This is a genomic window from Planococcus sp. ISL-109, from assembly GCF_018613655.1.
Lineage (GTDB): Bacteria > Bacillota > Bacilli > Bacillales_A > Planococcaceae > Planococcus.
On record NZ_JAGGPW010000010.1, the window covers coordinates 35,345 to 48,783 of the forward strand.

The following is a 13,439-nucleotide window of genomic DNA, read 5'->3' on the forward strand; positions in this document are numbered from 1 at the left end:
TATTCTTAGTCTTATGTATATTGGAAACATCTGTATATTGCAGAAGGAGCCTGCTTCTTGTAACATCCTAAGAAATGAGGGGGATTCAGTATGCCCAAAAAAAGCTATGATGAAATGACTGATCAGGAAAAAGTAGAGTATCACGAAGGCATGCAACGAGCCGAAAAGGCGGAGAATGTTGGGAAAGGGATGCAAAAAGCTGGTGGCGCAATGGTGGGGATTGGCTGTTTGATGACCTTGTTCATAACTATCCCGATTATCTTACTTGTACTATTTCTATTATAAGCAAAAAATCGCTTCCCTGTGTAAAAAACAATTCTAAACGATTTTGACAATACACGACAATTTATACTCCATACATTGCATTCCCGCTGTATCAAAATTGCAGGTGTGGTTTTTTCAATTTATTCATCCATATAAATTGTGTGGGAATCGTGCGAAACACAGGGGCGATTTGGGAACTGCTGGTAAAGTTTGAGTTAAAGGTACGGGGTATATTATGTTATCGTTAAGCCGTAGCAAGCGCATTATCCCCTTACTTCCCGATTAGCGAACCTGGTTTTATTCAATCGTACTACTCTAAAATAAGACCCAAAATAGAAAGTAGGGTGTGTGTTAAATGAAATCGTATATTGTCCGAATCGAACTTGAACACTCTGACCCGCTGATTTGGCGCCAAGTGATCATGCCGGCAGGGGCCACATTCAATATGCTCCACGACATCGTGCAGCAGACCAGTAATTTTCAGAGCGGTTATCCATATGAGGCTTACCATTTGTTTGAATTTGATTTGGCAGAAGACGGGATCCGGGTGACGAACGACGAGGAAGCCTACTTGGAACATCAGTATTACAAGAAGAACAAAAAAGAATTCGCGGAGCGGCTGAAGAATATGAAGCCCGAACATAAGCGGTTCGAAGAAGCTTACCAGCAGCGAATCTCGGCGGTTGTGCGGAAGCCTTCCGGAATCAAGATCGATGAATATCTGGAGAAGCACGACGAGCTCCTTTACAACTACGACTTCGGGGACGGCTGGCAGTTCCGCATCAAACTGGAAGACATCGTCGACGATTATTATTTCGGTTTTCCGACGCTGCTGGACGGGGCAGAAACAGCGCCGCCGGAAGATGTGGGCGGGATTCCGGGGTTTTATGAGTTCCTGAAAGTTTACCGGGATCCAAAGCATCCGGAGCACAAAGAAACTAAGGACTGGGCGGATAGCCTGTATTTTAGGGAGTATGATCCTGATCTGATGAACATGCTGCTGAAAAGCCGGATGTACAAAAAGACAGAATGGGATAAGATCCATCATGAGAATCACCGGGTGATTGAGGATAAATATCGGAAGGGTTGAGATGTTTTCGATTTCATTTGGCCATTTAGCGCCAAAAAATCGCGTCCCTTGTCAAACTCAACTCAGTTTGTTAGCAACAATTGCATGAAGAAAAAGCCGTACCCAGTGATCTCAAGGATGAACGGGTACAGCTTTAATATTATATCTGGGAGTTTAAATATTCATAATGGAGCTCGACACAAGGACAATCTGGGAACTGCTGAGAATTGTGTCGCTCCCGGGAGAGTGAAGATGAACTAGACTATCCGATTGCGATTGCAGGGGATTTTTGGCTGACTAAATATTACTAACGTATTCCTCACCAAATAGGATAGGGGGAGCCGAGCATGAAAAAAGCGATGAAAAGTATTTTATGGGTGTTGTTTTTTACTTTCCTTCTATTGGTTGTACCCAGGTTATCCGGCATGATTGCAAACTTGTTCGATTATCAAGCAATTGATCCGGACGGCGCATACGCTTGGATGTCATTAAGGCATCTGGTTCAAGCTCTTATCTTTCTCATTTTTATAGTCATTCTTAATATTTTTAAACCGCTAAAATATGGTTTTGGCTGGGGCAACAAAGAAGTCGGCAAGAAATATGTTTTATCCTTTACGCTTATTTTCGGCGCAGGCTCAGTTGTGTCACATTTATTGACGATTCTTACCGGCTCATTTCAACAATTCCCCTATCCTTTAACGGCAAGTAATATCCTAGGGCAACTGAGTTTTCAGCTTTTATTGTCAGGGCCGTCAGAGGAACTTATTTTTAGAGCGTTTGCGATCACCATGCTGGGAGTTGTCATAAAAAATCGATGGTTTAATGGAAAAGTCAGTGCAGCCAATATCATTGCTGCGGTTATTTTTGGATTGGCACACATGAGCTTTTCTTTTGCACCCTTCGCAGTTGTTTATCATCCGTTCCAAGTCGTCATGGCAATTGTGCTGGGGCTCTTTTATGGCGATTGTTATGAAAAAACTAAGAGTATGTATTACCCGATGATGATGCACAGTATTAGTAACATTGTGATGGTAGGTCTTACTATTATTGCTACATTTATTTTGTCCCGCTAAAGGACACCTGTTGAAAATGTCAGAAGATATTACCTCATGGCGTGGCTCATATTGAGAAGATTGTGAGGCCTTTGTAAAATCACGCCCCTGTGCTAAAAAAATTCTAAACGATTCTGATAATACACGACACTTTATATTCTATACATTCCTACCACTGCTACATCGTTATTGCGACTTCGTTTTAATTGTGTGAGAATTGTGCGGAACACAGGGTCCCTTTCTGTATTTTCAGGATCCAGTTTAAATGCCTGTTTGGTGAGTTTTTGGCGTTCCTTTTCAGTTCGGGCCTCATAAGCCTGATAGCTTGTGAGTTGCGCAGCTTCAGCATCATTAGCCGGCGAGTAGGGGGAATTCATCGATTGTTGAATAAGCCGGTTCAGATCATCTTCGGTTGCGGCAATTGAATGCTGCGTCCGCATAACCATTTGCCACATGCCACGTTCGGTGATTCGTGGATCGGTGCCCATTGTCGTCAGCATTTGCGGCATAGCCATGTGCGGGTCAACATCCATATCGAGATCAAAATCCAGATCGGAATCCGGATCTTTTAGACCTTCCGCCATTCCTTGGATTCGTTCCATCAGGTAGTTTTCCATGAGATCACGATATTTTGTTAAGGAAGCGACTGATGTCCCAAAATACTCGGCAAGGGTCTTTTGCGTGACGTACAGGTTCCCAAAAAAACCGAAGAGATTGATCGCCTGCAGAATGCCGGCTGCGACGCCTTCCGGTTTGCGGGCATTGAGTGGAACTTCGGCCAGGAAAGAGTAAGCCATGTTTCTGGGAAGCTCGTTTTCAAAATCATGTTTTTTCAAGAAGCTTTCGACCAGTTCGAGTACATCCGTTTCAAATACAGGCAGTTCCGGTAATTGGACTTGCTCGGCAAGGATTTTGTATAGCTCCAGCGAATCACTGATGCCGTTCGCTAGTTTGGATTTGATCCCTTCGACTACGGCTTTCTGATGCGGCGGGATAAAGAGGATGCCGGAAGTCGGCTGCAATTCCTTTTTGTTCTCTAACGGGTTTCGCATGACGAGCCCGAACAGCCACTCGCCGGCTTGACCCTGTGTGGATCCCGGAAACTGGTAGGTGTCACTCGTCAGCACATCACGAATGACGAAATTTTCGCCTTCGACTTTCTGTATTTCCGCAAGCAGGTAAAACGGCTCTTCCCACGAAGTCAGCACATCAATGATGCGCTGGCGTTTCTGGTGCTTTTTTTGGCGGGCGATGTATTTCTTCCAAATGTCCACTCGGTCATGGTAAATATAAGATTCATATGCGGTCGCTTCTATCATGTCCGTATCGAACACTTGAGATAAAGCTGTCTTCTAGTGGCGGGTGCGCTGCTCCACTTCGAAATAATTGGCGGGTTCTAAACCTTCTTCAGCGAAGCCTTCCATGATCTTTTCCAGCTCTGAACTGATTATTTCCTGCAAATCCACCACTTGTTCCTTGCCGCAGCATTTCTTGTATTTTTTGCCGCTGCCGCACGGGCAGGGATCATTTCGTCCGACCATGAGATCCTCTCTTTTCTTTAGCTATTTTCTTAATCGTACAGAGACTGTGTTTGAAGTTCAAGGAAGAGGTGGGAGGAAGAGATGTGTCCCTGTGTGAGACACAATTTAATTTAAAACGGCCGTGCCGGAAACAGTTCAGTTTCCGGCACGGCCGTTTTACTATCTGTTTACGATTTTTCCGCTTCCTGTGCGGCCTTCACGCTATTCGGATCAAAAAACTTATCCACTAAATCATAAATTGTGATGAGCTCGTAAAGAATCGTGAATTCCGGCGGAAACATGGTAGGGTGCAGGGCATCGTTTGCCGGTACTCGTTTGCTGTTCTCCCAGAATAGGTCGGTAATACTTTTTAATTGCTGCTGATGCTTTTCGTGATCGTAATTAATGGAATACCGCAAGTCGTTCGCGAGCGCCGTAACGGCATGCATAATAATATCCCGCTCAGCTTTTGTCCACTGAATATCATGCAGGGGGACACGAAGTAAAGCATTTAAATGGAACTCGAGATTATGTAAAAATAGCAATTGCCTTTCCGCCATGCGAAGCTCAGCTTCCCTTCCGCGAACCCAAGGATAAAGACTCGCTTCATCCCGCTGGAAATGAATTAATTTCTCCGTCTTTCTAATTTCCGTAGTCAGTCGCTTAACAACCTCCCTATCTTCTTGAAGGTTCGCATCACCGTCAAATAGGATCGTGCGGAATGTGTGTTCCAACATACTTCCTGCACGTTCACTAATACTTTTGATACTTTTCAGGATATCTGTACTGTAGTTTGGCGGGAAAATGAGCATGTTTACAGCGGTAGACACGAGCAAGCCAATAGTCGTCGTACCTAATCGAATGAAGAAAGCGATTAGGAAATTATCGTGGATGACTTCTACCATGGCTACGGCTGTCAATGTTGCAACGAGTAAGCCGGCATGCAGATTGAGTCTATAACAGACTAAAATAGTGGCAACAGCAGCGAGTGTATAGGTAATCGGGGAATTCCCGAAGAGTGTAATAAAGAAAACAGCGAATGCAGAGCCAATAGCAGATGCCGGGAACCTTACCAGTCCCTTTTTAATCGAATCGCTAACAGTTGGCTCAATCGTAACGATTGCCGTGATGACAGCAAAGACAGGCGGCCAGTTAAACCATTCACAAATAGTGGCTGTTAAAAATATAGCTATACCTGTTTTCACAATTCGACTGCCATTGAAATGAAAGGGTCGCCTCATATTTTAACCACCATCTCCTTTACGCAGTATTTCCACTGAAGTTCAGTATATCATCCATTTCTATATGTACTCCAAGGCAATTACAATCAGCATTGAGAATATGAAAGTAAAAAGTAATGATGATAGGGAATTGCGTCCCTGTGTTAAAAAAATTTGAAACAGACCGACTGAATATTCCGTCATTATTTATGCGACTAGTGTTCTGTTTTAGGTTTACAAAAAGAGGAAATAAGGAATAAATCTATCAAACATTATAATTGCTGTTTCTTAGGCGAAATTAAGCCAGTAACCTTTAGTAACCGCTAATTCTTCAGTGAATTAGCGGTTTTTTAGACTTTTCCACGCATATGTGAGGATGTGATGATTCTTGGTTGAATGGTTGATCGGCGTGCCTCCTGTCATGCAAGCTTTGCTCGCTTCGCTTTTCACATGGGGCGTTACAGCGATTGGAGCTGCAACAGTTTTTCTCGTGAAAAACATTAATTTGAAAATCATGGATGCCATGTTGGGCTTTGCCGGAGGGGTCATGATCGCCGCGAGCTTCTGGTCCCTTTTGTCTCCCGCGATAGCAATGGCGGAACATTCGCATTCCCAGCCCGCATGGCTCATCAGTGCCGTCGGTTTCATGGCGGGCGGATTATTCATTTTCCTTTTAAACCGGTACATTCCCCATCAGCATCCGTCCGATAAAAATATCACACCAAGTGCGAATCGCAGCCGGCTTTTAGTGCTCGCAATCACATTGCATAACATCCCCGAAGGACTCGCTGTAGGCGTCGCCTTCGGGGCGGTGGCGGCTGGCTATGAAGAAGCTTCACTTGCGGGCGCCGTCGCTTTGGCAATCGGCATCGGATTACAGAACTTTCCTGAAGGGGTTGCAGTTGCGATGCCAATCCGCCTTGAAGGAAAATCCCGCCTGAAAAGCTTTATGTACGGACAGGCTTCGGCGCTCGTCGAGCCGGTGGCGGCGGTGGTGGGCGCTTTAGCCGTCAGCATGATGCAGCCGCTGCTTCCTTATGCCTTGAGTTTCGCTGCGGGGGCAATGATTTTCGTCGTCGCAGAAGAAGTGATTCCGGGTTCACGGGAAAACGGCAACCACGGACTTGCGGCCAATAGTCTACTTATCGGCTTTGCCGTCATGATGATGCTCGATGTCGCGTTGAGCTGAAAACAGAAAATGCTAGCTAGAAGTTGAGACGTGTCCCTGTGTCAGGCACAATTCTAGAACCAAGATCCTTGTGCTAGAAGCAATTCGGTGAAATAAAGTCCCTGAAATAAAGTCCCTGTGTCACACACAATTAGCGTGCAATTTTGGCTAAGACGCACTCGCTGCATCAACGCAGCGGCTGTGTTTTTTTTTGGCCTGTCTATAAATTGTACGGCACTCAGGGAACCATCGTGATTTTCTTAAATACGTTTGTGTGAACCGGCCCCAAACAGGGAACCCATTTACTACTAGGACAAGTCCATGATTGGATTGGAAAAGGAGAATGTCAACATGGCACATAAAAGAGATGAAATCATTTTAAGAGGGCTTCAAGAAAATAATTTGAAGAATATAGATTTAAATATCCCAAAAGAAAAAATCAATGTTTTTACCGGCCTGTCAGGTTCAGGGAAAAGCTCAGTCGTATTTGATACTTTAGCAACAGAAAGCAGAAGACAAATGACGTTGAATTATCCTCTTTATATCAGACATCAGATGCCGAGATACGAAAGACCTCATGCCGACTTGATGCAACACTTAAGCCCGGTTGTCGTCGTGGAACAGAAACCGATAAGAGGCAATTCCCGCTCGACTGTCGGCACTTATATGGATATTGATCCTTTAATCCGGCTGTTGTTCTCAAGAATCGGCAGCCCATCGATCGGCTCAGCCACCGAATTTTCGAGTGAAAGTTCTTTCGGCAACTGCCCGGAATGCAATGGCTTCGGGGAAGTCGTTGCGCCTGATATCACCAAAATAATCGATGACACGAAATCCCTCAGAGAATCCGCAGTGAGATTTAAACCGCTATCTCCCTCAGGCTGGCAAGGCAGATGGATGGTGGATGGCGGGTTGTTTGATGCCGACATACCCATTAAAGATTTCACGGAAGAACAATATAATCTGTTAGTCTATGGACCACCGTTCGGCGAGCGGGCATTTGGAACTTATTATACAAAAGACAGCTCTCAGGACTACGAATGGGATGGCATCATTCCGAGATTTATCCGTCTGTACATTAATCGAGATCTCTCTAAGCTGAAAAAAACCTCCCAAGAAGATGTCTTGGCGATGTCGACACACACAGCGTGCCCGACCTGCTTGGGTTCAGGGTTAAATCCGAAAGTACTGGAATGCAAAATCAACGGCTTGAATATCGCCCATTACGAAGGGTTGGAACTGACGGAATTGCTGGTTGAACTGGCGAAAATAAATGATCCTGTCGGAAAATCAATTGCACAGCAAGCGTTTCCTAATGTAAAACAACTGGTTGACTTGGGGCTGGGTTATTTGAGCCTGGCGCGAAAAATGGGTACCTTGTCTGGCGGAGAGGCTCAACGCGTGAAAATTGCCCGTCATTTAGGCAGCAGTTTAAATAACATCACGTATATTTTCGATGAACCTAGTGCAGGACTTCATCCGGAAGAAATCGAGATGTTAACGCAAATGTTGGAAAATTTAAGGGACAACTATAATACCGTAGTCGTTATCGAACACAATTTAGCCGTCATCAAAACAGCAGATGAAATAATAGAAATGGGTCCAGGAGCGGGAGTGAGCGGTGGAGAAGTGGTGTATCAAGGCGCACAGGAAGGGTTAAAGAAAGCTTCCGCCATCACCGATTTAGATCACAAAGTCACGATCAATCAAAATCCGAGAGGAGCAGAAAACAGTTTTTCGATAAAAAATGCCTCTGCCAATAACTTGAAAAACATAAGTGTGGAAATTCCTGAAAATGTCCTGGTCTCTGTATGCGGCGTTTCAGGTTCCGGCAAGAGTTCGTTACTGTTTGGCGCATTTACAGAGAACTATCCCGAAACCATCGCGGTTAGCCAAGGCAGCATCGGAACTTCCAGCCGTTCGACACTTGCTACCTACATGGGGATTATGGATGACATTCGGTCGATTCTTTCAAAAGAAACAGGACAGCCTGCGGGATTGTTCAGCTTTAATTCGTCGGGAGCCTGTCCTGTTTGCGAGGGCAAAGGCGTCACCACCCCAGACGTGGCTTTTGCGGATCCCGTGACCGTTACATGTGAAGCCTGTAGAGGGACGAGGTATTCAGATAGAGCATTGTCTTATCGCCACAAAGGAAAAAATATCGTGGAAATTTTACAACTTTCAATCGACGAAACAAATCATTATTTAAAAATGCCGAAAATCGTCAAAAAAGTAGATACCTTAAAGGATGTAGGCTTGGGCTATCTGACACTCGGACAGACGACAAGTTCGTTAAGCGGAGGAGAAGTGCAACGTCTCAAACTGGCCAGCCACCTGAAAAAAGAAGGACAAATCTATTTGTTGGACGAACCATCATTAGGCCTGCACACAAGGGACAACGCTCATTTATTGGACGTTTTCCAAGGCCTTGTAGACAAAGGGAATTCTGTCATCATCATCGAACACAATTTAAACTTTATCGCCGCGAGCGACTGGGTCATCGAAATGGGGCCAGGCGGAGGAAAAAAAGGCGGCGAAGTCTTGTTTGAAGGCACACCAGAAGATATGCTCCAGTCGGAAACATTGACGGCGAAGTGGCTAAGAAAAGGTATGAAGGAGTAGTTTTTCCGGTTTTGTGTCCCTGTGTCAGACACAATTCGAGAGACAAGATCCTTGTGTCAGCAGTATTTCCGAGAAACGCGGTCCCTGTGTCACGCACAATTTGAGTTATAAGCATCTATACTTTTACCTCTTCAAAGAATGTGTAAGCTATTTAAGTGTTTGGAGAAGCGTCCGCTCGTAAAAACTTCTGCTCAGTAATGCTACGCATTACATCGGAAAGCGAGCGATAAGCTTCGGAAAATACGGTTTTCTGGAGTTTCTCGACAGCCTGAGGAATTGTTAGTTTGTTTAAACGGGAAAATATTCGGGAACTACTAGCATTAGGATGATTTATAACTAGAGGAGGAAACAAAAATGGCTAAAGTATTAGCAGTACTATCAAGTGGACACAAGGATACAGAAAATAATTACGAAACCGGCTGGTGGGCTGAAGAATTATTCGCGCCGATGGAGATATTGGAAAAAGCGGGACATCAACTGGACCTGGCTTCACCGCTAGGCGGAAAACCGACGCTTGATCAGGTCAGCATCAGCGAAGACTATGATCCTGAAGGCAAATACAAAAAAATGTATGAATCGGGATTAGCGGATAACACCAAAGCTCTTTCGGAAGTTACTCCAGAAGACTATGACGCGGTGTTCATCGTTGGTGGCCACGGGGCGATGTATGACCTGGCTGAAGATGAAACGCTGCATAAAATCATCAATGCCGTTTACGATAACGGAAATATCGTTTCAGCGGTATGCCACGGACCGGCTCCATTAATTTGGACAAAACGTCCGGATGGAAAAAGCATCATTTCCGGCTTGGACGTTACAGGGTATCCGGAAGCCGTCGAACCTGAAGGACTTTCAGCTATTCTGCCATTCAGCCTGGAAGGTGAAATGAATAAACTAGGAAATTATTCCGCCGAACAAAAAGTAGTATGGGGTAATGACCAATTGGTGACCGGACGCGATCCGTTTTCTTCTGAAGAATTGGCCGAAGAATTGGTGAAGGCTTTTGAGAAGAGAAACAAACAGGAAAACTAAGTGATGGATTCAATCATAATTACCGCTATAGTTTCATAAATGCCAAATACAGAACTTTGCGAAGATCCAGTGCATAGTTCTGTATTTTTTGTGGAAACTAGGCCCCTGTATTGCGTCGCCCATTATTCCGAGAATCGGTATAGCATAGATATCCGTTCCAAAAAGATTAAAATTCCCGCGTAAAAAAAAACACACAGAAAAAGAGCCATGGACCGATTAAGTCCATAGCTCTTTTTGGTTCTACTGCTTATTGGAGGCTTAGGAGACAGCCCTTTTTTTAAACAGCTTCATACTCCGAATCAACTTGTGTAGAAGGACGATATTTAATGATCTGTGCTGCATACCATAACACGACCGCTAAAGTGATGACCGAGCCGATTATGGCGGAGATGTGGTAGTCCATGTTCAAACCTTCAGGTGCATAAAAGATGTACATGGACACGACGCCTGTCATGAAGATGGCAGGCACGCCGCTGATCCAATGCAGTTTGTAGTTTTTGAGTAGATACATCGTTGCGGTCCACAGCATGAACGTGGCGACCACTTGGTTGGTCCAGCCGACATATCTCCATAAGAAGGTATAATCAATTGTCGCCATAAAAAATGTCGGGATGGCCAACGGAATCGTGATCAATAGGATTTTTACTTTGCCGTCTGTCTTGAAAAACTTCGACAACAGGTCCGCTAAAATCATGCGTGAAGAGCGAAGCGCTGTATCCCCCGTCGTGATCGGCAAGATGATGACGCCGAAAATCGCCAAGATTCCGCCCAATGTGCCAAGGAGAGAAATTGAAATTTCGTTGACTACTCCAGAAGGTCCACCAGCGGCAAGTGCCGCACCTAAGCCTTCCGTCCCGCTAAAGAAGGTCATGCCAGCCGCCGCCCAGATCAAGGCGATGATGCCTTCGATGACCATGGCGCCGTAGAAAATTTTGCGGCCATCGGTTTCTTTTTTCATGGTGCGGGCGATAATCGGGCTTTGCGTGCTATGGAAGCCGGAAATCGCGCCGCATGACACCGTGACCATGAGTAGCGGCCAAATCGGCAGGTCGCCCGGATGTAGATTGCTGAAGGTCAGGTTCGGCATCGGTTTCCCTGAAAAAACGAGCGCTACTGCCACAGCAATGGCCATGAACAGTAAAATGCCGCCTAACAACGGATAAATACGGCCGATAATCCGGTTGATCGGCAAAATGGTTGCCACAATAAAATAACTAAAAATAAGACCTAATGCCACGATAAAACTAATTGGCGTAATTTGAGCAATCAACTGAGCTGGCCCTGCGGTAAAAGCAGCAGCCACGAGTAACATTAACACCAACGATAAGCCATTAATAAAGACTTTGGCGTTTTTGCCTAAATAACGGCCAACGAGTGCAGGGAACTGCGCTCCGCCGTGGCGCATCGACATCATGCCGGAAAAGTAATCGTGAACCCCGCCTGCAAAAATGCAGCCAACGACAATCCAGATAAATGCGACCGGGCCATACAAAGCGCCTGCCACGGCTCCATAGATCGGGCCGAGTCCAGCGATGTTCAGCAATTGAATCAAATTGCCTTTCCACCAGCTCATCGGCACATAATCGATGCCATCTTTTTGGGCATATGCGGGAGTCGGTGTTTGATCGTCGACGCCGAAGACCTTTTCGATAAACTTCGAATAGAAGACGTAACCTAAAATCAATAATGCGAGTGCAGCGAAAAATGTAATCATATGCGTCTTCCTCCTGATGTCAGTGATATATTGTATACACATGATAACACCTTTCCTATAAAAAGAAATATAGTATTTTGAAAAAGTTAATTATTCAATTTACTTTTTTGGCAAACAGAGAGAAAATTGATAAGAATAGTGACGATGAAAGCTTATCCAATGGGTTTTTAGAGCTAAATACTCTATGACTCTTTTTAATCCATGGGCTGTCCTATCCATTTCTTTGTTATCTTGAGATACAGTTTTATGTGAAAGAGGACATCCGTTACTTCGAGCCATTCCGTTGTGGATTCAATTTTAACCCAATAAAAAACCAGCAAATCAGGATGCGATTTGCTGGTTTTTTAATGGGTGAAAGTGGTGGTTCATGGAGTTCGGTTGTTGGTGGGCGTGAGTTTATTGTTGTCATTGGCGAAACGTGCATTGTCTTTTAAGGATTGGTTTTTCTGATCTTGTTGATCGAAATCTTGTTTTTCGGAAGTTGCCTTATTTTTTTTCCCAAGGAGCTCGTTCATTTTTTGTATGTTCTTTTCTTGTTCCGGTGATGGGTGGTCGCTCATAATAATCTTCCTTTCAATAGCGGTTTCTTATTAGTATTCCCTAAACCAAATGGAGATAAACAAAGGGACGGGTGAACAACGCGTTGAATCCCGCCAGGCAGCACAAGCGGTTTACGATAAGTACGAAGACCAGATCGGCAAGATTTCTATCGCTTTTGCTCCTATACTGCGAATTGCTCGAGCTGATTTTCGTTTGTTTGGAAGGAATTTGCAGGAAACCAGTTTTGCCGCATAGCAGATTCGGGAAGAGATAAGGAAGGAGCGGCATATCAGTATGTTGAAAAGGACAATAGCTATCGAGAGGATGAATTTACTATGGATGAAAACACATTGAAAAAAACAAAACTATTCACCTTGTTAAATCTGGTGTTTTATTTTTTAACGCTCGGCGTCAATTACCTCGGATCTTCAGGGTTTTTTAATGGAAACACTCAAAAAGATATTTCAGATAAATACATGACGCTCATATCCCCGGCACCTTTTACGTTTTCGATTTGGGGCGTCATTTATAGCTTGCTGCTGATTACCTTAATCTACTTATTTGCAAAAAGGAAAGACAAGAATATCAGTAGGTTGGTGCTATTGATTTCGCCTTTATTTATCGCGAGTTCCCTGTTGAATATGGGATGGATCATTGCGTTTTCTTATGAACGATTGGGCATATCCACGCTGCTAATTTTGGGAATGTTGTTCTCCTTGCTCATCATTGTGGAAAGAATCTACAAAAATCGCTTTGAATTTCCTTCTACTCTTGCAGGTATCAGTTTTACCTTGTACGGTTCGTGGGTTTTAATTGCGACAATGGTTAATATCTCTGTGTTTTTAGTGCAACTGCAATGGAATGGATTCGGGATTTCCGATTCCATCTGGACAATGATCGTATTGGGGATTGCCATCGCATTTGTCCTCTTTTACTTGGCGCGTTTCAAAAACGCCGCCTTTCCGATTCCTTTAGCCTGGGCTTTCTTTGGGATCTATAGTGCTTATGCGAACGGACAGCTCGATCCTGCTATGTCCATGGCCATTCAAGGCGTTCTTTTGACAGGTATCGGGATCTTTCTGATTGCTGTTGTGTGGACATTTATTAAAAATGGAAATACTCTTTTCCCAAGACAGACGGTTTAAGAGCGCTTTAGGAATAGCGATGAAACGCCATAAACATAGTGTGGAATATAGTTCACACTTTATTTATTGTACAATATATTGTACAATAAATAA

Annotated in this window: 12 protein-coding genes; 7 read left to right on the forward strand and 5 right to left on the reverse strand. The window is 44.4% G+C overall.

All coding sequences use genetic code 11. The features are described from left to right. Positions 1-90: 90 nt before the first annotated feature. The 3 genes from J7E21_RS09460 (at position 91) to J7E21_RS09470 (ending at position 2,406) form a co-directional block, all read left to right on the forward strand. Positions 91-285 (forward strand): hypothetical protein, encoded by a 195-nt coding sequence (locus J7E21_RS09460; protein ID WP_215106975.1) that lies wholly within the window; start codon positions 91-93, stop codon positions 283-285. A 334-nt stretch (positions 286-619) separates the two neighbouring features. Beyond that, complete coding sequence (locus tag J7E21_RS09465) at positions 620-1,354, forward strand: plasmid pRiA4b ORF-3 family protein (RefSeq protein ID WP_215106976.1); 735 nt, start codon at positions 620-622, stop codon at positions 1,352-1,354. Positions 1,355-1,680: 326 nt separating this feature from the next. Then, entirely contained in the window at positions 1,681-2,406 is a 726-nt protein-coding gene (locus J7E21_RS09470; RefSeq protein ID WP_215106978.1) for a CPBP family intramembrane glutamic endopeptidase, read from the forward strand. Between the two features lie 131 nt (positions 2,407-2,537). On the opposite strand, the gene J7E21_RS09475 is transcribed toward J7E21_RS09470, so the two are convergent. From J7E21_RS09475 to J7E21_RS09485, 3 genes are all read right to left on the reverse strand, one after another. After that, the gene (locus J7E21_RS09475; protein ID WP_215106980.1) at positions 2,538-3,719 is read right to left on the reverse strand and encodes a hypothetical protein; all 1,182 of its coding nucleotides are present in this window, start codon (positions 3,717-3,719) and stop codon (positions 2,538-2,540) included. An 18-nt stretch (positions 3,720-3,737) separates the two neighbouring features. Further along, entirely contained in the window at positions 3,738-3,926 is a 189-nt protein-coding gene (locus tag J7E21_RS09480; protein ID WP_215106982.1) for a YecA family protein, read from the reverse strand. A gap of 167 nt (positions 3,927-4,093) precedes the next feature. Continuing rightward, entirely contained in the window at positions 4,094-5,146 is a 1,053-nt protein-coding gene (locus tag J7E21_RS09485) for an aromatic acid exporter family protein (RefSeq protein WP_215106984.1), read from the reverse strand. A gap of 367 nt (positions 5,147-5,513) precedes the next feature. Between J7E21_RS09485 and J7E21_RS09490 the strand changes: the two genes are divergently transcribed. The 3 genes from J7E21_RS09490 (at position 5,514) to J7E21_RS09500 (ending at position 9,947) form a co-directional block, all read left to right on the forward strand. After that, positions 5,514-6,314 (forward strand): ZIP family metal transporter, encoded by an 801-nt coding sequence (locus tag J7E21_RS09490; RefSeq protein ID WP_215106986.1) that lies wholly within the window; start codon positions 5,514-5,516, stop codon positions 6,312-6,314. A gap of 330 nt (positions 6,315-6,644) precedes the next feature. Beyond that, positions 6,645-8,915, forward strand: coding sequence for an ATP-binding cassette domain-containing protein (locus J7E21_RS09495; RefSeq protein ID WP_215106996.1), 2,271 nt, complete (start codon positions 6,645-6,647; stop codon positions 8,913-8,915). Between the two features lie 354 nt (positions 8,916-9,269). Next, positions 9,270-9,947, forward strand: a complete 678-nt coding sequence (locus J7E21_RS09500; RefSeq protein ID WP_215106988.1) for a type 1 glutamine amidotransferase domain-containing protein — start codon at positions 9,270-9,272, stop codon at positions 9,945-9,947. A 277-nt stretch (positions 9,948-10,224) separates the two neighbouring features. Here the strand turns inward: J7E21_RS09500 and J7E21_RS09505 are convergent, their stop codons facing one another. Both J7E21_RS09505 and J7E21_RS09510 read right to left on the reverse strand, forming a co-directional pair. Continuing rightward, positions 10,225-11,661, reverse strand: a complete 1,437-nt coding sequence (locus J7E21_RS09505; RefSeq protein ID WP_215106990.1) for a carbon starvation CstA family protein — start codon at positions 11,659-11,661, stop codon at positions 10,225-10,227. A gap of 365 nt (positions 11,662-12,026) precedes the next feature. Beyond that, entirely contained in the window at positions 12,027-12,221 is a 195-nt protein-coding gene (locus tag J7E21_RS09510) for a hypothetical protein (protein WP_215106992.1), read from the reverse strand. 315 nt (positions 12,222-12,536) lie between these two features. Between J7E21_RS09510 and J7E21_RS09515 the strand changes: the two genes are divergently transcribed. After that, a complete protein-coding gene (locus tag J7E21_RS09515; protein WP_215106993.1) occupies positions 12,537-13,346 on the forward strand; it encodes a TspO/MBR family protein in 810 nt (269 codons plus the stop codon). Positions 13,347-13,439 lie beyond the last annotated feature (93 nt).

What these genes read in the sequence shown, in the direction of transcription:
- J7E21_RS09460 (WP_215106975.1), top strand. Translation starts at nt 91, where the DNA reads ATGCCCAAAAAAAGCTATGATGAAATGACTGATCAGGAAAAAGTAGAG.
- J7E21_RS09465 (WP_215106976.1), top strand. Translation starts at nt 620, where the DNA reads ATGAAATCGTATATTGTCCGAATCGAACTTGAACACTCTGACCCGCTG.
- J7E21_RS09470 (WP_215106978.1), top strand. Translation starts at nt 1,681, where the DNA reads ATGAAAAAAGCGATGAAAAGTATTTTATGGGTGTTGTTTTTTACTTTC.
- J7E21_RS09480 (WP_215106982.1), bottom strand. Translation starts at nt 3,926, where the DNA reads ATGGTCGGACGAAATGATCCCTGCCCGTGCGGCAGCGGCAAAAAATAC.
- J7E21_RS09485 (WP_215106984.1), bottom strand. Translation starts at nt 5,146, where the DNA reads ATGAGGCGACCCTTTCATTTCAATGGCAGTCGAATTGTGAAAACAGGT.
- J7E21_RS09495 (WP_215106996.1), top strand. Translation starts at nt 6,645, where the DNA reads ATGGCACATAAAAGAGATGAAATCATTTTAAGAGGGCTTCAAGAAAAT.
- J7E21_RS09500 (WP_215106988.1), top strand. Translation starts at nt 9,270, where the DNA reads ATGGCTAAAGTATTAGCAGTACTATCAAGTGGACACAAGGATACAGAA.
- J7E21_RS09505 (WP_215106990.1), bottom strand. Translation starts at nt 11,661, where the DNA reads ATGATTACATTTTTCGCTGCACTCGCATTATTGATTTTAGGTTACGTC.
- J7E21_RS09510 (WP_215106992.1), bottom strand. Translation starts at nt 12,221, where the DNA reads ATGAGCGACCACCCATCACCGGAACAAGAAAAGAACATACAAAAAATG.
- J7E21_RS09515 (WP_215106993.1), top strand. Translation starts at nt 12,537, where the DNA reads ATGGATGAAAACACATTGAAAAAAACAAAACTATTCACCTTGTTAAAT.